Raw genomic sequence first — 22,805 nt, 5'->3', positions numbered from 1 at the left:
TTAGCCCCTCCATAACTGAATCCAACAGACTAGCTCAATGGTTGCCATTGCGATCACCGCAAGGCGAATCAAGCGTTGGTAAGTGGCAAGATTGTCAAAATAGACCGCAAGGTTTTTTTCTTGCTTCGCACGTTGATACAAGCAGTATAAAATCGTACCGCCGACCGCATAAATGCACCAACGGACAGCCAACCAAAACTGCCAGTTATCCTGCATAAATTGCTTAATTTCCCCCGCTTGCACGCCATACTGGATCGCAAAATGAGCAATCAGGAATATAATCGCCATTATCACGACCATAATGCCCACAAATTTGAGCAAGGCCGCGATGTTTTTCTTCCACGGTTTAACCATCGGCTTCCTCCGCTTCTGCCTCAATTTCTGCGGTGTAGGCAGCTTTGGCTAAATCGGCTTTGAGTAACTCAATCAGCCAAAACGCATCGGTGGTATCGGTCAAATAGACATTAGCACGGGTGGCATTTTCATCCAATGCAGGAAACTCGGTATAGCCAATCAGCGTAATCTGCACATAAAATTGACGTTCCACTTCCTCACGCACGCCTGTAAAGCGGACTTTGAGATAATTGGTATTGGTAATCCGATAAACATAATGAGACACCGAAACCAGCTGCCCGAGATGCCGTTGCATCTGTTCAAACAGCCCTTGATAGTGGGTTTGCATCGGTGCGGAAAGCGTTTGTTTCAACGTGGCGACATCGGTGTTATGGGGCGAAATTTGAAAAAGTGTATGACGTTTCATTGTAAAATTCCTCTGGCTTTATCTAGGTTTTCAGCGACTTTAATCGCTGCATCGAGCTCGGAGATTCCGTACTGCTGCATAATTTTGGCACGCTCTGCTTTTTCCTCAGGTTCGGTCATCGCCAACGCAAGATAGAGGCTCGGTGGCACAACACGGAAAAGAGCTTCGAGTTTGGTCGAAAGCACAACACCCTCAGTATATTTACGGTTTTCTTTGGTCGTGGAAAGCATCAAATTGATCTGCTCATCACTCAATTTTTTAAACCGCTGCATATCCTCGATTTCCTTATTCTCCACACAGAGCAACTCCCACCATTCGAGCATCGAGAGTAATTTCGCAGCGACATCAGGAAAGTCTTCAAGATTTTGGGTGGCAAGCCACAGCCAAATCCCCAGCTTACGCCACATTTTTCCCGCTTTTGCTAAAAAGCGGGCAAGCATAGGATGCACCGTGATGATGTGGGCTTCATCGGTAATATTGACGATAGGTCTGCCTGAGAATTGATACTTCTCACCTAACGAGTTGATGTGGTTGATCAACGAAATATAAGCAATCGACAGTTGGGCTTCGTAGCCCTCACGGGCAAGGGTGGCTAAATCGACCAAGGTAATATCGGCATCGGGCCAGATTTCACCCTCTCGGTTAAAAAGCTCTGCTTCAAAACTGCCTTCAAGGCAAAACATCCCAATCGCTTCGCCCATATCGTAGGCACGGGTACGTTTGATCTCAGGTAAAGATTCATCTCGGCTGATTTCGTAGAACGCATCGCGAATATCTTGGGTCAGCGTAATGCGTTGTTCGGCATAACTCTTTTGAGCAGCCATTAAAATGGCTTTACGGATCATCGCTTTATCAGGGCGGGTTAATTTTTCATCTTCTTTAACTTCGCCACCTGTGATCATAATCCGAGCGGTCAGCTCCATTTCACCTAAAATATCACGCTGTGCATCGCCCTCATCTTCTTCACTATCACTCTCTATATCTGGCTCAGGCTCAACATAGTCGCTTTGCTCTCGCATTGCCTGCGACAGCTCATTTTGCGTATCCGATAAAGTCGGGTCGCCGATCAGTTTGTAACAATCGGCAAACACAGGCAACGACACACCGCTACCAGGTTTTAACTGGATGCGATTGACCGTCAACCCGTAACGTTCGGCATATTCAGCCATCAATCCAAACGAGTTACCCGCCTCGATGATGAACATTCGTGGGCGGTAAATTGCGACGGTTTGAGCAATTTTGCCGTTTAAGGTCGCCGACTTACCCGCACCCGTAGGTCCCAAAATGAGGCAATGCCCATTTTTAGCTCGGTCATCTCGATTTAGCGGGTCGAAATCGAACGGGGCTCCGCCTCGGTTAAAATAGGTGGAACCTGGATGACGTGTGCCGATACCTCGCCCAAAGACGGGCATTAAGTTTGCCAAATGTTGCACAAAATTAAATTTGGTATAGAGATTTTTGCGATCATCCGCAGGGTTGAAATTCATCGGCAGCCATCTGAGATAGCTGCTTAAAGGGGCAATTTCCATTCCCTCACGAGTGGCGACCAATCCCGTTGATTGCAAGGTCGTTCTCAACTTCCGCGAGCGGCGACGTAGCTCTTCTTTGGTGTCTGCTTTAAGGTAAAACGCCAAGGAAGAACGGTACATTTTGTGCTTCTCTTTCAGGTACTCTTTGACTTTTTCACAGTCTTTTTTGGCATACACTGAATCCGTATTGTCGCCCAATGCACCGCTACTGATATTCTGTAAATGCTCTTCGAGCAAGTCCTGAGGATAAACCACAATGGTCATCGCCATCACGGTGTTTTCAGGCAAGAGGTCAAACAGGGCGTTGATACTGTCGCCTCGTGGCACTTCACCCGTTAAATGCCCAATTTCAGGGGCTCGGCGAATTGAATCAACCACGACCACTTCGTGTGGTTGTTCATCAAAATACCAGTATTCATTTTCAGAACGCGGTGGATTGACGAACAAGGTTTCGGCAAAATCGTTGGCAAGATATAAATCGTTCGGATTACCTGATGCTTTGATGGTGTAATGGGCGGTTTTATAGAAATCTTCGGCATCGTCATAATCTTGCGGTTTCGGGTTAAACCAACGTAATAACCACTGATGAATCGCTTTCCCATCCAGACGGTTTGAGCGAACACCTGCACTCAGCAGTGCGTTGGTCGCACTCTCGCAGGTCGCATTTAACTCTTCCAAAGCTTGGTCTAACTCGGTATGGCGATCAACGTAACGGTAGATGACCATTCGGGTACGGCGTTGTTGGCCACGCCATTGCGTTCCCGTAATCTCTTTATCTTCAAACAAACCACCTGGCTTGGAAACTGCTTTTAAGTGGCGTTCCATATTGGTGAGCCATTGTTCGGTAAATGCCGAGCCTCTGGCTCGTGGATGTACATATTGGCGTAAGATCTCACTGTATTCCGCTGCCATCTCGTCATCTTGGCAATAAAATTGCACCACCCACGGGTGAGCATCGAGTTCAGCAAAGCTGTCTTGAATGGCATTGCAAACCTGGGTTCGCACATTTTCTAAGAAGTCTGCCGAACGTCCCTCTGTGCCAACCACGGTCAGTTCAAAAACCGCTCCCACCGAGCGGCCGTCTTCAAGCAAAAGGGCTTTCTGATCGTCTAAAAACTCTGTCCACGCCAATTTATCCACAAAAGAGTCTCGAGGTTGGTATTGAGCAAGATGCTCTTTTCGGGTGTAATTGCCTTGTCGGCGGATAAAATGAAGCGGTGAAAATGGCTTTTCAGCCATTTGTTCAGCAGTCTGACTTTCCTCAGAAAGCGAGGTGGCAACCACCTCCGCCGATTTTTCCGAAAGGACAGGCTCAATCCGTGGTTGAGCGGATTTTTTCGTAAAGAATTTACCTAACATCATCCCTCCTAGTATTGGCGAGTCCGCTCACCAGGTTGAGCGTACTGCACCCGCCCGTAGAAAGGAAAGACGGTGGTATAGCCTGGCACGGGGACAGGCTCTGCCGTTGAGGTCAGGTGTGGAAAAACGTACATCACCAAATCAGGATTCGGCAGACGTGGAAACAAATTAGTCGCCTCATTAGAGGCGGTTCGTGTGTAATGCACCATTTCCGCACTATTTGAAAAACTGCTCTCAATTGGACGGACAAACTGTAACGCATTGCGAGCTTCTTGCTCACGATTGGATGTGCCGCCTGATTGCCAAATATCCTGCATTGTCTGATCGGTGGTAGGTAACAGTTCTTCTTGGGAAGACGAGCAACCTGCAAGAAGCCCTGCAAGCGGTAAGATTACGCCGATTTTTTGCCATAATTTCATTGTTATTCTCCCTAGTCTAATTGGCGATTTGGTTTGGTTTGACGGTATTTCACTTTGCGAGCCTCCGTGTCGTAGTCAATGTCAATATCCCGTGTGATATGCACGGCAACCGCTTGACCTGGTGGCACATAAACGGCATCAAACGTTTGCCCGAAACGTTTTCTGACCCAATCTTCCATTTCTGATAAGCCCCCACCAATCGCTTGACCCAAAATATATTTGCCCGCATTGCCTGTTACGGCACCTACAACCGAGCCACTATCGACCACAGTTGTGGTTTGGCTTTGTGAAAAGCCTTGGGCGGCCGCTCCCGCACCTGAGAGTAAAAATTGGGTGGTTAAGTATTCGGGGGCGTTAGTTTTGCGTTCACCAGGGATACACGGCACCCCCTGAGGGTTGGAAAGCCAGCCAAGTGTTTGTTCGTTATTGCTGTTTTTGTTGTCGGTGCGAGATTTGGCAATACGTCCGTCATTGAACACGAACGTAATACTTTTCACATCGCCTCGCACACAAGATAATGCCCAGTCGCCATTCGCTGTTCCTGAGACAATCGCTCCCTCGACATCAGGTAACTCAATGCCATTGGCGATTAAATTTTCCCGTCCAATCATAATTTTGAAAGGGTAAGGATCGGATACACTACCATCAATCGGGATACGACCGAGTAACGCCGTCATCGCAACCGAACCCATCAAAGTTGAATTTTCAGGTACGGTAAAATAAGGCGTTCTGGTTTTACTTGTGCGATCATTGGTGGTTTCCTTAAAACCGTTTTGAGCGGTTGCCGCCGCATCGCCAAGTGGCGATTCGTCTAATGCTTTAAACGGATTAGGAAAACTGGCTTTTTTCTCACCTTGGAAGGTGTCGGCAACCAGATTGCCCTGTTTATCAGTCATTTTGAGATCGGCAGGTGAAACCCAACGCATTCCGTCTGAGGCAACTGCATTGCCAACATTTGAGCCTGATATGGTTGCGGAGCTGCCCCCATTTTCAGGTTTAAACAGGCTTCCGCCGATAGGCAAAGCCTCATTGGTCGGTTGGACTGCACTTGACGTTGAGGTCGCCCCCCTCTCATCGCGATTCACTTTTAACGCAGAGGTCAAATTTTCCAACCGTGTTTCAAACTCTGCAAAGAGGCTGTTACGTTGGTTTTCGAGAGCTTGATTGATCCGTAGATCAACATTCTCACTGTTTACCGTCAAATTTTGCTTTTCTTGTTTGAGGCGTTCATTTTCTTCCAGCACTTTTTTCACATCCGCACGGGTTTCTTTCAACGCACCTAACAAGGTTTTGATCGTATCGTGAGGGGTATCACCTGCGGTAATCCCCAAATCTTTCTGTTCTTGTTCAGAAAGGTCGTACACAACCGATTGCGGTTTGGTTTGAATTTCCTCATCGGCTTTGCCTCGTCCCATTGCTACCACAATAATGAAAGCAACCGCTGCGATGAGGGCGAGTACCAACACTTTGAGCAATTTATTGGATTTTGCTGCACTCATTTTGCCCTCCTATTTTTTTGGATTTAGCTGTTTGACGAGCAGGGATAAAGGCGTTATCTGGACGACCTTCGGTCACAAGATAAACCACGGTGGTATCTTCGGGTGTGCCTTTCATCCCAAGCCAATTATGTTGAAAGGTCGCAGCATAAAAGTAGCCTTGCAAATAACGAGGATCGAGGGTAACGCTTTGTGAGGAAAGGTTTTTAATTCGCACGGCCGTTACCACATAATCATCCAATCCCCAACTTTCGAGCGGTGTTGCCAAAATGGTTAAATTTGGCATTAAATTTGGGATGGATTTAGGCAGTTTTACCCCAACACGCCGAACGCCCTCTAAGGGTTCGACTGTACGCAATGGGGCATACAGTGATTGTGCTGCATAACGCGTTAAGGCAGCAGGTGCAGGTAAATTACTGGCTTTCTGTGCGGATTCTGTCTGAGGATCTGAAACCGTTGTCTGATCGACTTTTTGCGTATTATTGGCAACTTCCGCATCCACAATACGCACATTATCAAGGGATTGGGTCGATTTACGGCTATTCACATCAAGCAGAATAATTTGACCTGATTCCATATCCCGTAACGGGATACGAGTGCTTTTGAACGGTTCAACGGATTTTAAATAAACCGCACCGCCCGTACTTTGTACGCTTAATTTGCCATCCAGTTGCTCGGGTATGCCGATTTGCACGTTTTTATCGACAAAAATAATTCGCTCTTGCCCGACATTGAGTTCAACGGGCAACGGAATGCGTTTCCATTGCATCAACACCTCTGCATTGACCAACGTAGGAAAAAAGAGAGCGGAAAGCGTAAACAACGTATATTTTTTCATAGCAATGATCCTATTTTGATTTGTCGTCTGGTTTACTTAATTCGATACGCTGCGGCGTAGAGCGATAACAGTTCAATGCCATTCCCCAAGGGTTTTGTTCAGGATTGACATCAAAACGCACGACATTCAACGGATACCGAACAAGAACCCGCTTGACGGGTTCATCTTTGTAGTATTCATCGGTGTAAAGGTCGAGCGTAACATCCCAGTTATCTTGGCTATTGATTTTGACGCGAGACTCGCTAAATTCTCGCCCTGGCATCTCATATACGCCACGCACGCGTTCACGCAATTCTCCCAATAGATTACGATTGTCATAATCTTTGAGTAAAAATTGGTAGCAAGAGGGGGTGAGATAAGGTCGTAAGGCTTCAATGTTTTTTTGGTAATCTACCTCGCCATCAGTGGGCCAGCGATTAAGTTGTTGGAAAATGTAAAAGGCAAAGCCATATACATTGGGTGTTGGTATTTCCCACCAGGCACGAGTAGAGCCTGAACGTAAATCAGGCGGATTATGGATAGTCAGATTTTTAGGGACAGAATAAAGTGCAAAGCCTAAGGCACTGACGACAAACAATAAAATGAAGATGACGATACGCAGACTTTGGATATGAAACCGTTCGCTACGTAACGCATTGAGATACTTACTCATAAAAATAGATTCCTATTTTGAATTTAAGCGTTTGATGAGCCAAAATTGATTTTGGGTAATAAATTGAGAAGGCTTTTTCTTTAACTCAATATAACGTTCTAGCCACGTTTCGGGCTTGCCACGTTTTAATCGGGAAAGGAAACTTCCACTAAAACGGACGGAAATAATTAAGAAAAGTAGAATGGTGGTTGCAACCGTTGCCCAAGGAAGATCAAATAAGAGCATTACAAATATGCCCATTATGAGACCGATCACAAATCCTATGATGATCGCAATAAACAATTCATACATTGTCATACCACGATAAACCGCAGGACGGCGATTGATTCGCTCAGGAATAAAAGGAATAGTTGAATGCTCTTTCATTAAGTAAAGTATTCCTATAAGATATTGACGGCTTTATTGATTAACCAGAGGATGATCACAATGAGAATAACGCCAAATAAAGCAAGTCCCGTTAGATCGCCCATTTTTTTCTTCCCGTTTTTTACATCTAAAAGTCCTTCCACAAGAACATAAGCAACGATGAGAAATGCACCAGCGGCAAGAAATAACCCTGCTAAGGTAAAACCATCAAATCCCATATTTTGAATAGTAGCCATAATACCAGCGCCTTCACCTCGGCTAGGGGCTTCTATTTTAGGTAACGCAGCAGAGGCATTATTGGATAATCCTAATACCATAAAAGGTAATAAAGATTGAAAAAATGTAGAGAAAGTTTTTTTCATAAAAAATCCTTAAAAGTAATTTACCTACGCAGCAAAAAATAACTTAATATGGCAAAGAGAAAACTCATCTTTAATAGTATTGCTAAAAACTTCCCAACTTTTAATTTTCCATCTTTTAATTCCTTAAATAAGTGCAAAGCAATATATGCGATGACCATCAATAAAGAAGCAAAAGTGAAACTTAAAATCAGTATGGACGATTCACTCGCAGTGCTATTGGCACCGATATTAAAAGCTTGGGATACTGCACTACTCATTGTTTACCCACTACAATGTTACGCACCTTATCGTAATCACCCGACAAGGTGCGGATTTGACGAGGATCACGGGGTTGAGCTCGATTGCTATTGATGTAGCGATCAATACCTTGTTGAATCAAGGTAATATCTTGATTTGCACTGGCATAATCAAAATAGACACGAGAACGGTTTCTTTCCGCTTCTGCCTTGGCTCTAAAAAGAGCTTGGCGAGCCGCTTCCAGTTGCCGTTTCGCTTGATCTAATTCTGACTGTTCACTTGCTGATGAGAGCGGTGAATAAAATGCTGAGCTTGCAATCAATAAGAGAGTAAATAAATGACGCATTTTTCCTCCAACTAAGTTTTACTGCGGTGGAAATAATGCAAAAATGGGCTTGAAAAATTAACGAAGAACTATTTTTTGAAATTTAAGACTTTTCAGAAAAAAGGGCTGTTAATACAGCCCAAAAGACACACATTGTGTATAGGAGCAAAATTAGAGGTATTTTTTAAAGCTGGATGAAGTTAAGGCAATCATCATCCCGAAGAGTACCGCCGAGGGAATTAAAATAAAGTTAGGATGAATCGACATCGGAATCGAAAGGTAGATAACCCACGCCACAAACATCACAGGGGCAACTAACCGCTTGGCGTGATGATAAACGTAGGCGGACTCTCGACCGACCCCAAAACGGCGAAGATCACGTTGTACCAGTCCATCAATCAGCCCCACTAAGGCAGCTAAAATAAAAAGCGGACTGGTGAGGACAATAATAAATAAGCGGATCACGAACACGATCATCACATAAAAAGTCGCTTGAATGTAATCGCCGACATAATAAATCACCCAACTTTCCATTGCATTATTTTTAGGCGAATTGAGCCAATGCTGGATCCCTGTTTTTACAAATAGCCATTCGTGCAGGAAGTTAATCGAGGTCTGAGCAAAAGCCACAGGCTTGCTATATATGAGGCTTTGCTGAAATTCACTAGAAAACCACGCAAATTCTTGTGCCATCATTTGTTTGCTATGATTTATCCCCTGATCTTGCCAAATAAACGCCATTCCTACCCATTCAATGACAATACTCAGCACCAATGACGCGATCACGGTGCCAAAGATTTTGCCGATGAAAGAGGATTTTTGCGGTGCCTGCGGTGGCACGTTTTGTGCGGAGTCTGACATCTTAATGCACCTTATCTCGTGAGGTTAATTCGCATTGCACCAAAAAAGTGGTTTGAGCGGTATCCAAGAATTTGATCCAAAACGCAAAGGGTTCTTGGTGTCCACGACTGACCAATTCTACGGTGGGAGCTGTCCATAATTCGGCTTTACCTGATAAATATTCAGCCAATTGATGTAGGCTAAATTGTTTCTCAAACCACATCGGCATTAAGGTTTCTGCAAAAAAATCCAGTGTCGCTTGCTCATACGCCCCCGCATTGCTGATGGTGAGCATTGGACCTAAATCAACGTGGGCATCAGGTAAATTGACGATCAAGGTTTCAGTGGTAGGTTTGTTCGGTGGATTGGTTGTCATCGTTTATATCCTCTGGGAAAAAGTTACGTTGTAAATGTTCAAAAGCCTCAACCGCTTCTTGGTTTGGTTGATAGCTATGTACGCCAGCCCACCAGTTGTCCGTTGTGCGGTAATTTTTTGACATATATTGAGCCAGTTGTTGCAAATCTTTTGGCATACAGTCGTCTTTATCTTCAATCGGTAGCGGCATCCGAATTTTCCATAATTGACTTCCCTCAATCAAGGCAAAAGCCTGTCCTTTCGGCAAATTCATCACATCGGCAGAGGTGATCATTGGACGTTCTTTCTGGGTAACACGGTCGCCTGTGTTTGATCCAAAGTCTTTATTTGAAGTCGGATCGGAACTATCGGTGGTACTGGATATTGCCATTACCTCACTGACTGTTACTTTGTGCATACTTTTCGTGAGAATTTCAGCGGTCGCTTCTTCTTTCACGCGTAACATTACGAGTGAGTTAAAGTTACCGACAATCTGCCCCGCCTTGGCTGCATCACCGATACGAGCCTTAATATCGGAAATAGTCTGTGTATAAGCAGTGACTTGCACACCTGCACCACCGCCTTTGTTGATAAGCGGAATAAACTCATCGCCGATCAACTCATTGAATTCATCGCAATGCACGTTAATCGAAATTTTGCTGTTTTTACCGCCCAACGCATCAGGTAGCCCCTCGTTGATCCCGAATTTGTAAATATGACCAGCCATTGAGACTAAATCGGCGAACATCGAGTTTCCGACCGCAGATGCCACCGTCAAATCCGACAGGGCATCCAAGCCAATATAGACAATGCCTCGCTTACGGATAATTTCTTCCCAGTCGAAAATAGGACGCGTATCATTAATGTCGGCATAATTCGGCGATAATAATTCAGCCACTTTACCTGAGGTTAGTTTCTCCAAGAGCGGTAATAATGAAGCGACAATTTTATCGAAGTAGGTTTTATCGTAACGCACCGCACTGCATAAACCATCTAGGACAGGATCGAAAATTTTCTCATCTCGAATATATTGATCGACAGCCACGACCATATTATTGCGACCTTTCATTGCAAAACTGAGATCTTTCTGGTCAATATTGGCTGCGGCAACGGCAATCGCCCCCCAAATAGCAGGATTTTGTCGGTCAAGATAGAATTTAGCGTAATCTAAGAAAAGATTATCAATGCTTCGTACATAACGGGCAATTTGCTCATAGTCTGGACGGCGACCTAATTCAACCAACGCACGAGCGATAATATTGACAAATCGCCACGCAAACTCTTTGAATGCGGCGGAGTTGCCTGCACCGCTTAATTGCCCTGAAATACGGGAAGCGACTTCGGTGATTTTGTTAAATCGACCGACCGCATTGTAGCGAGCGGAAATATCGGGCCAGCCTAAATGAAAACAGTAAAATTCATTTTCTCGTCCTGCTCGTTTGGCTTCCGCATACATCCGTTTGAGAATGTCGGCATCGCCTTTCGGATCGAAAAAGATGACCACTTCACGTTCTTCAAAGCGACTTCCTCGATGAATGTCTTGGGTGATCCAAAGTTCAGCCAATCGTGTTTTGCCGACACGAGTCGTGCCGAGAACGAGCGTATGCCCGACACGGCTACTGGTTGGAATGGTCACATTAACCTCATCCAGTTCAATACCGTGAATGGCAGGAATACCCTCTACGGGAGGCAATGGACGAAACGGGTTCCAAGCGGTATCTTTTGAGGTCATTTTGGCAATAAAGCTGTCCTCGTGCTTCTTCTCAAATTCTTTGACCCAGGTATAACATTTTGAGGGCGAAATATATTTGCTGTTGCCCGATAAAAAACAGTCGTGCAAACGTTGCGTATGCTTTTGTGTCCAACGGAAGCCCAGCCCAATAAACAGATGTTTTTTCATTACGGGAATTTGCTTACTTGACATTGCATAACGTGGTAAACGTTTCAAATTTTTCTGGTATTTGACAATTCGCCACCCTTGGCGATACCGAATTACGCCAAGCACCGCAAATCCCGTTGCCATCCCCCAGCCAACACTTGGGGTGAGAGCTACCGCCCAAGGAGCATAGGCACATAAAAAGGCAGCAAAAGCACAGGCGGTTGCCGTGTAATACTCAACAGGTGGGCGTAATAATGCCTCAACAAGGTACTTATTGCTCATTGTGAGATTCCCTCAGCGGTAATTAGCAGCGGATAACGATTTAACCCAAGACGATCTGCCAAGGCATCGGCGGGGGATGGAAGCAAAGTCAAAGAAGGAGCAATGGCACGCAACTGGTTTAACTCGTCCACAGTTTGTACGTTGATGACTAACCCCGTAGCTCCAAGCGACTGTAATTTTTGCTGATTGTCTGCAAGCCATTGACGGGATCGTTCATCTACACCAAGCAAAAAAATGGGCATTGCCCCAGTTAAACTCACCGCTTGCGGCTGCACAGAACCGACCGACCATTTATGCGAAACCACGGGGAGCATATCTGCTTCACTCACAACACTTGGTACAGCATTAGGATTTTGAGGGGCATCAGGGCTTGATACGGGTTGAATCGGTTCATAAAATCGCACGGCACTTTCACCACCAAGATCGGCAAGTACCGAAAGTTTGGCGTTGATTTGTGGTTGCAGACAGAAAAAGGCGAACAGCCCATAGAAATAAGTTTTGTTCATTTTGACTGCACCTCAATACTGTTCAATTTAGCTTTGAAACTGACCAAAAAAGACATCCCTTTTTGAATAAAAAGGAGCATCAGTGTGAGCAAGAAGACCTGTTGTAGGCTCGTGTCTAAAAATTTAGCGAACTCAGCTTCTGACAGTTGGCTAAGCGATTGAAGCACTTGATAACTTCCGCCCGACAAAAGGGGAATCAATACAAAAAGAAAGCCAATTACCATTAAAAAAATGGTGAAAAATGACAAGATAAATCGCACAAGATGTCGAGCAATATTCAAGTAAGCAGAAAAGGGCGTATTCATTTTCATTCCTCATTGAAAAGCGATTAAAGCGGGTTGATCCAACGCAATTTCTCGGCAGGCTCTACCCACCGCATCACTTGCGGAGACGGGATATTCGGTTGTAATGTCGCCATATTACGTTTAGGTGATGCAGATGCAAAAGATTGACTCGGTACGGCACGTTGAAAATTCGCAATACGTTTATTTTCTAAATAGCGACCTTTTTGGTAGGCGAGAAAATCACTGACTCGCATTGAGCGGGTCATACCGTTTCGCCGCATATTTTTGAGATCGTTCCAAGTAGTACGTCCAGAAACCGCTCGATGAAAGCCGTCTAAACCAATGTTGTAGGCGAGGTACACATTTTCATCGGTAGCTTTCAAGCCACGTTCGGCAAATTGATTGATAATCCAACGGACGTATAATCCCATCGCCAAGGTATTGATATAACGATGATGGCGAGGATCGGCAGAGGTGCCTTTGGTTCGAGCGGTAATCGGTCGCATACCGATGCGGTACCCCTCGGGTAGTTGAGCAAGTTCATTCCAAGTTTTGAAGGTAAATTGCCCCACCCCAACCGCACCCGTAGGCGAAATTTTGCCATACCAGCCATCTTCCATTTTCACTAAGCCGCGTAACATCGCTTCGCTGACTTGGTAGCGTTGAGCCGCTTCACGAATGTAACTATCCACCTCTCGCCCAAAGCCGTAGAACGGTTTCGCTGAAAGTGCGGTGGATGAGAAGAAAATACTCAGTGAACCGAGAGTGATCAATAGGCGAGAGATTGCCACACGCCATCTCCTTTAATGTAGAACGCCGCAGGGGCTTGGCTTTTGGCGTATTTGAACCAATAGCCATTATTGTCGTGGTTGAGGGTGATTTGCCCTGTTTTGACTTTATTTGGGTCGATTCCATTTTCAATTGCCCACGCTCGAATTTTGTCGTCTTTTTTCTCGGAATCGACCACATAAATATCAATAGGCGTATTGTTGGCAAAACGGAATAAACGAACAAGATCGTCCGCACATTTTTTACCGCAATCGGTGCGAGTAAAATAGATGACACGGTTCATCTCTGAACCGACAGAAGAGGACAGATTTTTTTCTGCTCCATTCATTGAAAAAGGTAAGAGATTAGGATAAAGCCGTTCAAAGACACGGTTGTAGGTACGTTGAAATTTGAGTTCATTTTCTGTCCGTTGGAACTCTTTTTTCGCCAATAAGGTGGCATAACGTTCACGTTCTGCTTCATTGCGAGCTTCAACGCCTAAGGTCGTCAATGGATCTAAATTAGGTGTCCAGATACCGCGAGTGCCTTTCATCAACTCTTCATATCGAGTCCAATCTTCCCGTGTCAGCCCCCATTCTGTCCACTTATCCACGGTTTGGGTTTGATTGGTTTGAATCGGATTTACCCCTGAGGCTGTTTCAACGGTTTTTTGCATCTGTTGAGCGGAATAAAGGGTATTTTGTGCGGCAGTTGATGCAGTATTTGCCCACGCCAAAGAGGGTAAGGCAAATAATGCAGGTAAAAAGGCATAACGAAATGACATAATAGCTCCTAGATAAAGTAGGTGCTGAATATGCCAAAAAGCGAAATTGACCGTAAGAATAAAGTGTTATTGATTTTATGAGGATTTTTAGAGGACAGCAGGCGATTGACCTGCTAGGGGAAGGGATTGCTCAATAAGGCAATGATCAGAGGTGGGAAAGTAGGTAGGAAAAATAAAAGGAAAGGATAAAAATTATCCTTTCCTTGAAAGGGGGTTACCAGCTGTAACCGTAAGCGGCACCGATCATCACATCTTTTTTACCAGAAGTATTCGATGCACCGCTGAGCTTGATGATATGTTTACCATTGTCAGCTAAACGAGAGTAACCCACGGCAATGGCTTGTTGACCACGATAGTTGGTGGTTGCCGCAGATACCATTGACTTACCTGACAGGTGCGGTTGTGGCAACATCCCCATCGCTCCTGCAATGGCTGTGCCGCGTTTGGCTCGTTTATCCACATGACCCCATCATCGGTCGCCGTATTTAACCCTTTGGCAAGAGCCGCAGCATTTTTGAAAATGTTCAAGGTATTTTGGATGACACTGTTATTTGTCGCATTTAATTGAGACATATTCACCGCATCCGAATCCTCTACACCGTTGGCAATCCCACGAATACGTTCGCCATCAATCGACACATTGCCCACATTGACCTTATCAAAGGTTGGCGTAGAGCTTGTCGCAACCGTAATTGTTTGACCTGATTGGGTGATCACAATGTTATTTCCTTGATTTAAGGTAACAGTATCACCCATTTGCACATTGGCTGATTGTTCGCCCTCGTTAGTCGCAATATTCCAACCTTTCGAGACTTTGTCATTCAGGTTTGCTAAATTTTGGGCATTGGTGATCACATTACCTGCCACCGCATAAAGTTGCGAACCATTGACCGCCTCTGTTGAATCAGGGCTAATATCGCCTGCGGCAACATTACTCACTTTCTTGTTGCCTGCATTGATGCCATCAACACTTAATGAGACATTTCCCGCCGTAAAGCGGTCTGCTGTCACATTATTAGCAAGTGTAACGGACAACGTATTCGTGGTTGGATCGATCACGGTTTTAATGTTCTGATCGCCTGCCACATTTAACGCATTGCCAAGTTTCACGGTTGCGGTATTGCCCGCATTGTCGGTAAAGCTCAAATTGCCTTTACCTAAAATTTCATCGGCAATGCCACGCACTACGTCCGCCGTACCATTGACAGCTTCGGTTACGGCATAGAGCTGCGAACCATTAATGGCATCGGTCGAGGTTGAGGTGATACGACCTGCGGCAACATTCACCACCTGACGTTCTTCACCCTCTGCACCAACGCTAACGGTTGCCGTAGGTGTCGTACCTGCAAAGGTGTAAGTGACATTGTTTAGCACAATGCTTTCCGTTGGGTTCGCTTTCTCAACGGTTGATCCGTTACCGAGGACCACAGCACCATCAAAACCACGGCTGATGGTAATGTTATTGCCTAAGACCATCACATCATTTGACTCAACGGTATTATTTTGCCCGATGACCGAAACACGATTGCCAGAAACCACGTTATTAGTACCTAATGCCAATGCATTATCACCACTTACCACAGAATTTGTTCCTACGGCGAGACTTGACGTGCCTGTTACCGAGCTATTTAATCCGATAGCAATACTGTGATCGGCAATGGCTGTCGCATTTGTGCCTAAGGCAATCGAATCATCCCCAGAGGCGAACGCATTGTCGCCATACGCCTGAGAGCGTAACCCTAAGTCTTTTAACCCAGAATTTTTAAGGTTATTTTGAGCGGTTTCTAAGGCATTTTTCTGCTTTTCAAGTTGATCTTCCAGCTCTTCCTTTTTGCGTTTAGCCACTTCCAACTCTTTTTCTTTGGCATCTTTGAGGTCATCAACTTTACGTTCTTCTTCGGTCAAGGCAAGGTTGCTGATTTGCTTATTGACCGCATCGAGTTCAGCTTGGGTGTTGTCTGCTGCACGTTTCGCATCGTCATAGGCTTTCTGTAATTCTTTCGCCTTTGAGGTAACATCAACCACTAATTGGTCTTTGTCATCATAAAGTTTCAATTCGCTATTGATACGAGCAATGGTACGTTGGGCTTCATCATTGGCGTAATTAAGATAATAATCAGCATTTGTCTGGTTTAATACTAATTCCATCCCCATACCAAAATTGGTTTTGTCTTGTGTGCCATCTAAAATTTGTTGTTTTAGATTCATCAATTCTTGTGTCCAAGTTTCGATCTGAGCTTGATTGGCATTATCTTTTTTTCGCTCATTAATAATGCTTTGATAAATATCAAGTAGTGAGTTTATTTTGGCATTATAGGCTAATACTTTATCAAAACTGGCTCGATATGCAGTTAAATCATAAGCTGAACGATTGAAATTCCAATCAATGGTATTATATTTATCTTGAATGTTTTGATAGAAACGTTTGAAATGAGAAATATCATCCGTAGATATGAGGTTTTGGTTATTTACCGTCATATCTTTGATTTTTGTTAAAACGCCAATGTTTTCATCATAAAAGTAAGGTGATTGTTTACTGGTCGTTGAATGTGTGGTTTTTACATTAAATTGGATCACATTGGATGCATAAACATTTTCTGACCAGCTGTTGTAGGCGGTTTCAAAGTTATCGTTTCCAAACATCAGATTGGTCGATAATAATTGCTCAAACCCCGTTGAAAATGAGTTTATTGCGGTAAACTCATTATTTAAATCGGCTTTTTGTTTGGACAAAACAGTTAAAAGAGCGGCATTTAAACCAGATTCATTATTTTTAGATAAATTAAAGTTTAAAGAACTATATGCTTTTCGGTTATAATTCTCAATTTGATTGTCTATTCTTATTCTGTTGCCAAAATTAGTACCACTTGCACCTCCTGAACTTACGCCTCCAGATATGCTTTCAAGTGCAATCGTATATTTCGATTTGGTTTTATCAATATCATAATCTTTTTTATCAAGAGATGATGAGAAATACCATTGATTTAATAAAACATTTTTGTTTGTTTTAAATCTGTCTTGATACCCACCTGTACGTCCATAATCATTATTTTTACCTGTATAGGTTTCTGTGGCTAAACTTTCGTAAGAACCTTGATATTGAGCTTGACGGTTAATATAGCCATCAATAATGGCACGATATTTGGCATCATCGTATTTTGTCGCAATTTCAGGAAATTTCTGCTCGATACGCGATTTAAGCTCATTGGCAATGGTATTGCGACCCGCATCTGTACCATTTAATGCTGACCAGTTAAGGGAATTGAGTTCATCGGTAAAATTGAGATAAAGGTTTTTACCATTTGAGAGAATTTGGTCGAGAGCACTTTTGGCATCGCTTAATGCCAGTTTTTGATCGTTTAGCGTGTCAGTTAAACGCCCTGATTGGGCATCCAAGCGGTCTTTTTCCGCAATTTTTTGCGTAATATTGGCTTGTTGATTTGTTAAATGGGTAATTTGCTCACCCAAAGAGGTAATGGCATCATCCATCGCCGCAATGTTATTATTGGTATTATTGACATCCGATTGAGCTTGGTTGGCTGCATCAATCAACGCATCATTTTCCTGCTTCTTCAACAAAAAATCTTCACGAGAAAAATTATCCCCCGTTGCGATTGAACCGAAACCCGTGGCAATACCACTGATCGCGGTCGCAAATGAAGATGAACCGATTGCAATCGCATTTTCGGAAGTGGCTGTACCTTGTTCAGTAACAGGCGTTGCCGAAACCGATAAACTCAATAATGCTGAACAAACTGCAACGGCAATAGCAGTCATTTTTCCACGAGCCTTAGCTAATTCTGAGGTAACAACGGATTGTCCTAAATGGTTACGTTTAATTTTAAAAATGTGATTCATTTGAATGTCCTTGAAATAAAAAATAATCAGGTTAATCACCCAAATGAAAAATTAAAGGAATGAGAAAAAAGAAGAAATATGAAATTAAAAATGCAAAATGGAGATTTATAAAAAAGAAAAGACGGGAAATTCTCCCGTCAAAATATTAATCACGTTCTCGCCAATCATAACCTGAAACAGTTTCTACACGAATTTTAGGTGTACCGCTCGGTATATCAACCTCTTGTCGGCGTTCAAAACAGACCTGACGAAGAGGATCGTTCAATGTCAATTGATAGGCTTCGCCCGCTAACATTTGCAGGGCATCACGCAACTTCATTGGACCAAATTTATGGTGAACTTTGGGCAACTGCAAACCAAAGAGCGTTTGCACCTCATACTGTGTTGGTGAACAGAGCGTAAAACCTGTATCTTGTAAGGTGTTCCAAATACCTTGTTCAACGCTAATGCCATAGTTTTTACCCATATTAACGGACACAAGTTGATCGAGCAGGTATTTTTGTCCGCCGACAGGTGAGCTACCAACAAGGGTGTATCTGTCATAGCGAATAACCTCAGGATTTGAGGCAGGAACGGTGGTGTAAATGTCTTCACTGACGACCCTTAATTTGACTGGTGGATTTTGTGAAGATAATACCGCTTGCTCGCCATCCAACGGTTTAGATTCTGGCACTAAGCCATCATCAGGCAACGGAATACCAGGGGAAATTTCAGTGCCGCTGACGGGTGGATTTGAGGTTTCTGTATTTACAGAATTACTTTGGGCACAAGCGGTAATGAGTGCGGTCAGAATGATTGAACCGCATAATTTTGTTTTTTTCATTATTGCATCCTAAGGCTTGAAGATAAAATGGCAATACTATGCAAAAAAATCCCCTCGCTTTTAATCAAAAATCGGATAATCAATTTAGATAATTAAAGAGAAATAATTTAGGATTTTTGATTTTTTATCTCTTTGAGATATTTTGTCGCCAAAAAAATCAGCATTGTACTAACACTGAAAAATCTGACTGTTACAATCAGCAAAATCAGCATAACGAGTATGCTAAATAAATAGGCTATTTTTTGGACTCCTTGTAAATCAGGATTAAAAGCAATATCCCAAAAAATAGAGTGGGCTTGGAATAAAAGGATGCTTAATATAGGTATAATGGAAATAATAACGATGATTTTTATCACTATGCAAGCGACTCTTTTCATTTTGCCTATCCAAATGCTATCAATGATATTTATTAGTTATAATGAATAAAAGAGCCGAAGAGAGGAAGAAAAAATAATATTCATAGTCAAAATAAAAAGCACACTCACCGTAGTAAATGTGCTTCATATAACTACCAAGAGTCATAGTAAACGGTATTGCCTGCTGCAATCTCTGCTCGGGCAAATTTGATAAAATTTAAGTCTCGTTCCCGTTCTAGCTCAACATCGTGGGCATACTCTGTGGCATATTCAAAATCACTTTGAATAGCAAATTCCAGAGCATCCAAATCAGCTTCGGTCAGCACGAGGGTATAGCCAAGAAACGCCTCACACAATCCCCCTTTTTCATCATAACAACCAGCCATCCAACGGTGTATATCGTGGTTGTTATGCCATTCAAAAAAGCACTTGCGTGGTTCCTGACGGCGTTGGGTGAAATTGATTTCAAAATCTACTTTGCGAGGCAAACTGTATGCAAATCCGTGTAAACTCATCTTATCCTCCTAGTATTCGTAAGCAAATAAAATGGTCGTTACGCTGCGATCAGCTTCGGTGATCACATACAGTTTTTCGTCATCCACAAGATAACTTGCTACGATGCGTCCGCCGTGTTGAATGGCGAACTCATTAGCTTGTTTATCTTCTTCACATAAATTGCCCCAATCACCTGAGCGGTAACGAGCAATTAAAGCGAATAGCACTTGCGGTGCAAAAATATCGGCGACAGCACTTGTTGCCACAAGTTTGCCTAAGGTAAAGGATTTCAACATAACGTTTCTCCAAAAATAAAAATAGATGGGGAAACGCCCCAAGGGGAACATTTCCCCAGAGGGTAGAACAACACCACAGCAAGTGGTGAGTTTTATTGCGTAAGAAAATGGCTATGCCCAAAGTAATTCAGCTAATTTCACTTTTTTAGTGAGTTCATTAACTTCCTTCTTGGCATAGGTCAATGCGTAGCCGTGTGCTCGTTTTTCAGGGTGGTCTTTAAGCTCTTGATGTTTTTCCTTGGCTTGTGCCAATTTAAACGTGAAGAACGGAAGGCTTTCAGGCATTGAAAGATCGATTTTCTCTGCCATTTTTTCCCAATATGCAATGCGAGAATCATAACTTGCCGCTTTATCCATTTCTGCAAACGCATTGTCCATACGTTTGGCATTACGTTCGATCAAAGCTCGATGTCTTTTTTCGCTGTGATGACCAATTTTTATCGGCTCACCTAAGCTCAAAAAGTCTCGTCCTTCATTCGCTGCATTTAGCCAATTTTGGCTGCGTTTGGTCGCATTATCCGCATAACCTTGATAACGTTCAGCTTTTTGCTGTGCAAAAGATTGGCTATCCATTCCATCACAACGTGTGAAAGAATAAAAATAGTGATCTCCCTCTTGCTTGACAAGGTTATGGATTTTAACCTCGGTTTCATTACCATATTTGCTAGTAAGTGTGATAATTTCACCTTTGGTGTGAGGTTCAGGACATTTTGCAACGAAAACAGTTGGCGCAAATGGCGCAAATTTTGCGTAAGTGTTAGTAGTCATCGTGTTTCTCCTAGATGAAAGTAAAAAATCGGGAAACACTTTTCACAAGGGAAAAGATGTTTCCCTTGTGAGTGGGGGTAAAATTAGTTAAAGAATTTCAGTAAAGCCATCAATGCACCCACGCCAGCTAATATAAAGCCAGCCATTTTGTACATTTCAGAAACTAATTTAACTTCAAGATCTTTTAAATCAGATTTTGTTGCTAATTGTGCCTGACTTTGCTCCAAGGCTTCATCAAGAGCTTCTGCTAATTTCTCTGAAAATTCAGGGGAATTAACATCAGCTTTTTGAAGCTTTTTAACAAAACGTAGTTTGTCAAAACGAATGGATGTGGACATTGTAGTCTCCATAAATGTCTCCTATGAGTAGGTTAAGGGTATTACATCACAACCTTTTTGGCAAGATTGCGAAGTAATAAGAGAAAAGATTACATATAATGTTATATTTCCTTATAAAGAAAAGACCAACAAAAATGTTGGTCTTAGTTAGTTCATTAAGCAGATTCATCCTTACGAGTCTCTTGGTATCTTAATTCGCCATCTATTTTAATAGATTTAATGCGAATTAAACGACCTTTAAGGGCAACACCAGTATCACCTTTTTTATGATGCTGAGTATTGGTTGAATATGTAAAGGTATCGACCCAAAGGTCTGACATTACAAATGAAATCAGCACCTTTTTATTGGCTTCAACGGCGTCTTGGCAACGTTGCACCAATTTTGCCGTTTCATCGCCTACGATATTCATATCAAAGTAACGATATTCTGGCTTGTCAGCAGAACCTGTTAGAGCAGCAACACGACACGCCCAAAATGGTTCCCCTTTTTTAGGCTGCACTTGACGAATACCATTTAGGTATCCGATACCAGTAGTGTGTAAGTTGAAATATTGAGTAGAAGTTTGAGTAGTCATAGTTTGTTTCTCCAAAGTGAAAAAAAGCAGAGAAACATCCTTACCCAACACGGGAAAAACGTTCCCCGCTAGGGTTAAGGTAAAAGTTACTTCCTGACAATCGAAGGTCAGAGCCATTTTCAGAAGCGAATGGACATTTGGGAAGCGAGCTATTTCACCGCAGTGAACCGTCATCTTTTAAGCTCAGATGACCTACTTTGCTATCAACGATAGCGAAAAGTTGAGGGTATTATGCTCTTGACAAAGAAATATACAATGAAAAATTAAAAATGGAATTTAGAGAGATTAAATAAAAAATCCCCACAAAATTAATTTGTGGGGACTATTTTAACTTGCCTAATCACTGAGTTGAAAAATAATTAGGCAATCAATTTCTTGATTGCCTAATGGTATTTAGTTGTGAGGTTAGCTCTCCTCGATAACTTTACTCCGTGATATACCACGTCTCTGTAAGCACCACATCAATGTATGTATATTTCCATTGACCGTTTATGTGAAAAGAGCTTTATTTAAAGATTTTCACTTCCGAATATAGACAGCTCACTATTTTCATAGCTTCTTTGTGCCAACTAATTGCAATACCTCAATTAGCTCATCCATCCCTATACCGACTTCAAACAACGCAGGGCGAGTGAATTTAATCACTAGGTGGTGCATCAGATACTTACTGCACCTGTAAATCCCTTTATGTTGTGGCTAAAACAGACTCTATCCATTAACAATGGAGCGTCACTTTTCAAGAATCCTGTGACTTTTAAGTGCTATTAACAATAGCGGCTTAATGCGTGTAAATATATTTAAGATAGGGAATGAATACTAGAATAAATTAAAATGAAAATTAAGATAGTTTTATAGTGCATATAATGAAACCATAGAAAAACCCAAAGTAAATACTTTGGGCTTTTCTATGACCTTTCGGCAGTGATTAAAAAGAAGATTAAAATTCAACTTTAAAAATCAGAATAAGCTGACCATATAAAATCGCTTTTGCACAGCGTTGCTCTCGTCAAGACATTGCTATGTTGTCGCAAAATTACCCGATACGATGTGGTCATTTATCGGCAAATCAGGCACCATTACGGCACAAAGGGCACCTCATTTTTCACCACGAGGCTATGGTAAAAATCAGGTTGCGAATTGCAAAGAGGAAAATCTATGGCAAATAGGCTTTCCTCTTTGCAATAAACAAGGTTTAAATTCTTGGTAAAAGCTGTATTCCTGACAATCGAAGGTCAGAGTCCGTTTCAGAATACGG

27 protein-coding genes are annotated in these 22,805 nt (G+C 42.9%); all 27 read right to left on the bottom strand.

Features of this window, described 5'->3' with window-relative positions; all coding sequences use genetic code 11:
• On the bottom strand, positions 1-354 hold the full coding sequence (locus tag B0187_RS00900; RefSeq protein ID WP_078235876.1) for a hypothetical protein: 354 nt from the start codon (positions 352-354) through the stop codon (positions 1-3).
• Complete coding sequence (locus B0187_RS00895; protein ID WP_078235874.1) at positions 347-760, bottom strand: hypothetical protein; 414 nt, start codon at positions 758-760, stop codon at positions 347-349. Before B0187_RS00895 ends, B0187_RS00900 begins: the two co-directional genes overlap by 8 nt.
• Positions 757-3,648: a conjugative transfer ATPase gene (locus B0187_RS00890; RefSeq protein WP_425432430.1), complete on the bottom strand. Its 2,892-nt coding sequence runs from the start codon at positions 3,646-3,648 to the stop codon at positions 757-759. The genes B0187_RS00895 and B0187_RS00890 overlap by 4 nt, the downstream gene beginning before the upstream one ends.
• An 8-nt stretch (positions 3,649-3,656) precedes the next feature.
• Positions 3,657-4,067, bottom strand: a complete 411-nt coding sequence (locus B0187_RS00885; protein WP_078235870.1) for a TIGR03751 family conjugal transfer lipoprotein — start codon at positions 4,065-4,067, stop codon at positions 3,657-3,659.
• 11 nt (positions 4,068-4,078) lie between these two features.
• On the bottom strand, positions 4,079-5,566 hold the full coding sequence (locus B0187_RS00880) for a TIGR03752 family integrating conjugative element protein (RefSeq protein WP_078235868.1): 1,488 nt from the start codon (positions 5,564-5,566) through the stop codon (positions 4,079-4,081).
• Complete coding sequence (locus tag B0187_RS00875) at positions 5,544-6,401, bottom strand: TIGR03749 family integrating conjugative element protein (protein ID WP_078235866.1); 858 nt, start codon at positions 6,399-6,401, stop codon at positions 5,544-5,546. The genes B0187_RS00880 and B0187_RS00875 overlap by 23 nt, the downstream gene beginning before the upstream one ends.
• A 10-nt stretch (positions 6,402-6,411) precedes the next feature.
• Positions 6,412-7,053, bottom strand: a complete 642-nt coding sequence (locus B0187_RS00870) for a PFL_4703 family integrating conjugative element protein (protein ID WP_078235864.1) — start codon at positions 7,051-7,053, stop codon at positions 6,412-6,414.
• A 12-nt stretch (positions 7,054-7,065) separates the two neighbouring features.
• Positions 7,066-7,419 (bottom strand): TIGR03750 family conjugal transfer protein, encoded by a 354-nt coding sequence (locus B0187_RS00865; RefSeq protein ID WP_078235863.1) that lies wholly within the window; start codon positions 7,417-7,419, stop codon positions 7,066-7,068.
• Positions 7,420-7,433: 14 nt separating this feature from the next.
• Positions 7,434-7,781, bottom strand: a complete 348-nt coding sequence (locus B0187_RS00860; RefSeq protein WP_078235861.1) for a TIGR03745 family integrating conjugative element membrane protein — start codon at positions 7,779-7,781, stop codon at positions 7,434-7,436.
• 20 nt (positions 7,782-7,801) lie between these two features.
• Positions 7,802-8,038 carry a DUF3262 family protein gene (locus B0187_RS00855; protein WP_078235859.1) on the bottom strand — a complete coding sequence of 79 codons (237 nt, stop codon included), beginning with the start codon at positions 8,036-8,038 and terminating at the stop codon, positions 7,802-7,804.
• The gene (locus B0187_RS00850) at positions 8,035-8,364 is read right to left on the bottom strand and encodes an integrative conjugative element protein, RAQPRD family (protein ID WP_078235857.1); all 330 of its coding nucleotides are present in this window, start codon (positions 8,362-8,364) and stop codon (positions 8,035-8,037) included. Before B0187_RS00850 ends, B0187_RS00855 begins: the two co-directional genes overlap by 4 nt.
• A gap of 150 nt (positions 8,365-8,514) precedes the next feature.
• Positions 8,515-9,204: a TIGR03747 family integrating conjugative element membrane protein gene (locus tag B0187_RS00845; protein WP_078235855.1), complete on the bottom strand. Its 690-nt coding sequence runs from the start codon at positions 9,202-9,204 to the stop codon at positions 8,515-8,517.
• Between the two features lies 1 nt (position 9,205).
• The gene (locus B0187_RS00840) at positions 9,206-9,559 is read right to left on the bottom strand and encodes a hypothetical protein (protein WP_078235854.1); all 354 of its coding nucleotides are present in this window, start codon (positions 9,557-9,559) and stop codon (positions 9,206-9,208) included.
• Positions 9,525-11,699, bottom strand: coding sequence for a type IV conjugative transfer system coupling protein TraD (gene traD / locus B0187_RS00835; protein ID WP_078235852.1), 2,175 nt, complete (start codon positions 11,697-11,699; stop codon positions 9,525-9,527). Before traD ends, B0187_RS00840 begins: the two co-directional genes overlap by 35 nt.
• A complete protein-coding gene (locus tag B0187_RS00830) occupies positions 11,696-12,205 on the bottom strand; it encodes an integrating conjugative element protein (protein ID WP_078235850.1) in 510 nt (169 codons plus the stop codon). The genes traD and B0187_RS00830 overlap by 4 nt, the downstream gene beginning before the upstream one ends.
• Positions 12,202-12,510, bottom strand: a complete 309-nt coding sequence (locus B0187_RS00825; RefSeq protein ID WP_078235848.1) for a hypothetical protein — start codon at positions 12,508-12,510, stop codon at positions 12,202-12,204. The genes B0187_RS00830 and B0187_RS00825 overlap by 4 nt, the downstream gene beginning before the upstream one ends.
• Positions 12,511-12,533: 23 nt before the next feature.
• The gene (locus B0187_RS00820) at positions 12,534-13,280 is read right to left on the bottom strand and encodes a transglycosylase SLT domain-containing protein (protein ID WP_078235846.1); all 747 of its coding nucleotides are present in this window, start codon (positions 13,278-13,280) and stop codon (positions 12,534-12,536) included.
• The gene (locus tag B0187_RS00815) at positions 13,259-14,041 is read right to left on the bottom strand and encodes a TIGR03759 family integrating conjugative element protein (protein ID WP_078235844.1); all 783 of its coding nucleotides are present in this window, start codon (positions 14,039-14,041) and stop codon (positions 13,259-13,261) included. The genes B0187_RS00820 and B0187_RS00815 overlap by 22 nt, the downstream gene beginning before the upstream one ends.
• Before the next feature lie 214 nt (positions 14,042-14,255).
• Entirely contained in the window at positions 14,256-14,420 is a 165-nt protein-coding gene (locus B0187_RS10460; RefSeq protein WP_158078211.1) for a YadA C-terminal domain-containing protein, read from the bottom strand.
• Entirely contained in the window at positions 14,354-17,938 is a 3,585-nt protein-coding gene (locus B0187_RS00805; protein WP_158078210.1) for an ESPR-type extended signal peptide-containing protein, read from the bottom strand. The genes B0187_RS10460 and B0187_RS00805 overlap by 67 nt, the downstream gene beginning before the upstream one ends.
• Positions 17,939-18,044: 106 nt before the next feature.
• Positions 18,045-18,722, bottom strand: a complete 678-nt coding sequence (gene pilL2 / locus B0187_RS00800; RefSeq protein WP_078235838.1) for a PFGI-1 class ICE element type IV pilus protein PilL2 — start codon at positions 18,720-18,722, stop codon at positions 18,045-18,047.
• A gap of 107 nt (positions 18,723-18,829) precedes the next feature.
• A complete protein-coding gene (locus B0187_RS00795) occupies positions 18,830-19,099 on the bottom strand; it encodes a hypothetical protein (protein WP_078235836.1) in 270 nt (89 codons plus the stop codon).
• A 131-nt stretch (positions 19,100-19,230) separates the two neighbouring features.
• Positions 19,231-19,593, bottom strand: a complete 363-nt coding sequence (locus B0187_RS00790; protein ID WP_078235834.1) for a hypothetical protein — start codon at positions 19,591-19,593, stop codon at positions 19,231-19,233.
• Positions 19,594-19,602: 9 nt separating this feature from the next.
• Positions 19,603-19,869 (bottom strand): hypothetical protein, encoded by a 267-nt coding sequence (locus B0187_RS00785; protein WP_078235832.1) that lies wholly within the window; start codon positions 19,867-19,869, stop codon positions 19,603-19,605.
• 111 nt (positions 19,870-19,980) lie between these two features.
• Positions 19,981-20,637 (bottom strand): DUF3560 domain-containing protein, encoded by a 657-nt coding sequence (locus B0187_RS00780; RefSeq protein ID WP_078235830.1) that lies wholly within the window; start codon positions 20,635-20,637, stop codon positions 19,981-19,983.
• 83 nt (positions 20,638-20,720) lie between these two features.
• Entirely contained in the window at positions 20,721-20,975 is a 255-nt protein-coding gene (locus B0187_RS00775; protein WP_342742106.1) for a hypothetical protein, read from the bottom strand.
• Between the two features lie 155 nt (positions 20,976-21,130).
• Positions 21,131-21,550 (bottom strand): STY4534 family ICE replication protein, encoded by a 420-nt coding sequence (locus tag B0187_RS00770; RefSeq protein WP_078235967.1) that lies wholly within the window; start codon positions 21,548-21,550, stop codon positions 21,131-21,133.
• Between the last annotated feature and the right edge of the window lie 1,255 nt (positions 21,551-22,805).

The sequence above is a fragment of the Haemophilus paracuniculus genome, assembly GCF_002015115.1.
GTDB classification, from domain to species: domain Bacteria; phylum Pseudomonadota; class Gammaproteobacteria; order Enterobacterales; family Pasteurellaceae; genus Haemophilus_E; species Haemophilus_E paracuniculus.
The sequence above is the reverse complement of the archived record's forward strand: the minus strand, read 5'-3'. Positions and strand labels throughout refer to the sequence as shown.

What these genes read in the sequence shown, in the direction of transcription:
- B0187_RS00880 (WP_078235868.1), bottom strand. Translation starts at nt 5,566, where the DNA reads ATGAGTGCAGCAAAATCCAATAAATTGCTCAAAGTGTTGGTACTCGCC.
- B0187_RS00860 (WP_078235861.1), bottom strand. Translation starts at nt 7,781, where the DNA reads ATGAAAAAAACTTTCTCTACATTTTTTCAATCTTTATTACCTTTTATG.
- B0187_RS00780 (WP_078235830.1), bottom strand. Translation starts at nt 20,637, where the DNA reads ATGACTACTAACACTTACGCAAAATTTGCGCCATTTGCGCCAACTGTT.
- B0187_RS00895 (WP_078235874.1), bottom strand. Translation starts at nt 760, where the DNA reads ATGAAACGTCATACACTTTTTCAAATTTCGCCCCATAACACCGATGTC.
- traD (WP_078235852.1), bottom strand. Translation starts at nt 11,699, where the DNA reads ATGAGCAATAAGTACCTTGTTGAGGCATTATTACGCCCACCTGTTGAG.
- B0187_RS00790 (WP_078235834.1), bottom strand. Translation starts at nt 19,593, where the DNA reads ATGAGTTTACACGGATTTGCATACAGTTTGCCTCGCAAAGTAGATTTT.
- B0187_RS00870 (WP_078235864.1), bottom strand. Translation starts at nt 7,053, where the DNA reads ATGAGTAAGTATCTCAATGCGTTACGTAGCGAACGGTTTCATATCCAA.
- B0187_RS00855 (WP_078235859.1), bottom strand. Translation starts at nt 8,038, where the DNA reads ATGAGTAGTGCAGTATCCCAAGCTTTTAATATCGGTGCCAATAGCACT.
- B0187_RS00775 (WP_342742106.1), bottom strand. Translation starts at nt 20,975, where the DNA reads ATGTCCACATCCATTCGTTTTGACAAACTACGTTTTGTTAAAAAGCTT.
- B0187_RS00845 (WP_078235855.1), bottom strand. Translation starts at nt 9,204, where the DNA reads ATGTCAGACTCCGCACAAAACGTGCCACCGCAGGCACCGCAAAAATCC.
- B0187_RS00865 (WP_078235863.1), bottom strand. Translation starts at nt 7,419, where the DNA reads ATGAAAGAGCATTCAACTATTCCTTTTATTCCTGAGCGAATCAATCGC.
- B0187_RS00900 (WP_078235876.1), bottom strand. Translation starts at nt 354, where the DNA reads ATGGTTAAACCGTGGAAGAAAAACATCGCGGCCTTGCTCAAATTTGTG.
- B0187_RS00890 (WP_425432430.1), bottom strand. Translation starts at nt 3,648, where the DNA reads ATGTTAGGTAAATTCTTTACGAAAAAATCCGCTCAACCACGGATTGAG.
- B0187_RS00830 (WP_078235850.1), bottom strand. Translation starts at nt 12,205, where the DNA reads ATGAACAAAACTTATTTCTATGGGCTGTTCGCCTTTTTCTGTCTGCAA.
- pilL2 (WP_078235838.1), bottom strand. Translation starts at nt 18,722, where the DNA reads ATGAAAAAAACAAAATTATGCGGTTCAATCATTCTGACCGCACTCATT.
- B0187_RS00840 (WP_078235854.1), bottom strand. Translation starts at nt 9,559, where the DNA reads ATGACAACCAATCCACCGAACAAACCTACCACTGAAACCTTGATCGTC.
- B0187_RS00885 (WP_078235870.1), bottom strand. Translation starts at nt 4,067, where the DNA reads ATGAAATTATGGCAAAAAATCGGCGTAATCTTACCGCTTGCAGGGCTT.
- B0187_RS00770 (WP_078235967.1), bottom strand. Translation starts at nt 21,550, where the DNA reads ATGACTACTCAAACTTCTACTCAATATTTCAACTTACACACTACTGGT.
- B0187_RS00785 (WP_078235832.1), bottom strand. Translation starts at nt 19,869, where the DNA reads ATGTTGAAATCCTTTACCTTAGGCAAACTTGTGGCAACAAGTGCTGTC.
- B0187_RS10460 (WP_158078211.1), bottom strand. Translation starts at nt 14,420, where the DNA reads ATGGTATCTGCGGCAACCACCAACTATCGTGGTCAACAAGCCATTGCC.
- B0187_RS00825 (WP_078235848.1), bottom strand. Translation starts at nt 12,510, where the DNA reads ATGAATACGCCCTTTTCTGCTTACTTGAATATTGCTCGACATCTTGTG.
- B0187_RS00795 (WP_078235836.1), bottom strand. Translation starts at nt 19,099, where the DNA reads ATGAAAAGAGTCGCTTGCATAGTGATAAAAATCATCGTTATTATTTCC.
- B0187_RS00815 (WP_078235844.1), bottom strand. Translation starts at nt 14,041, where the DNA reads ATGTCATTTCGTTATGCCTTTTTACCTGCATTATTTGCCTTACCCTCT.
- B0187_RS00850 (WP_078235857.1), bottom strand. Translation starts at nt 8,364, where the DNA reads ATGCGTCATTTATTTACTCTCTTATTGATTGCAAGCTCAGCATTTTAT.
- B0187_RS00875 (WP_078235866.1), bottom strand. Translation starts at nt 6,401, where the DNA reads ATGAAAAAATATACGTTGTTTACGCTTTCCGCTCTCTTTTTTCCTACG.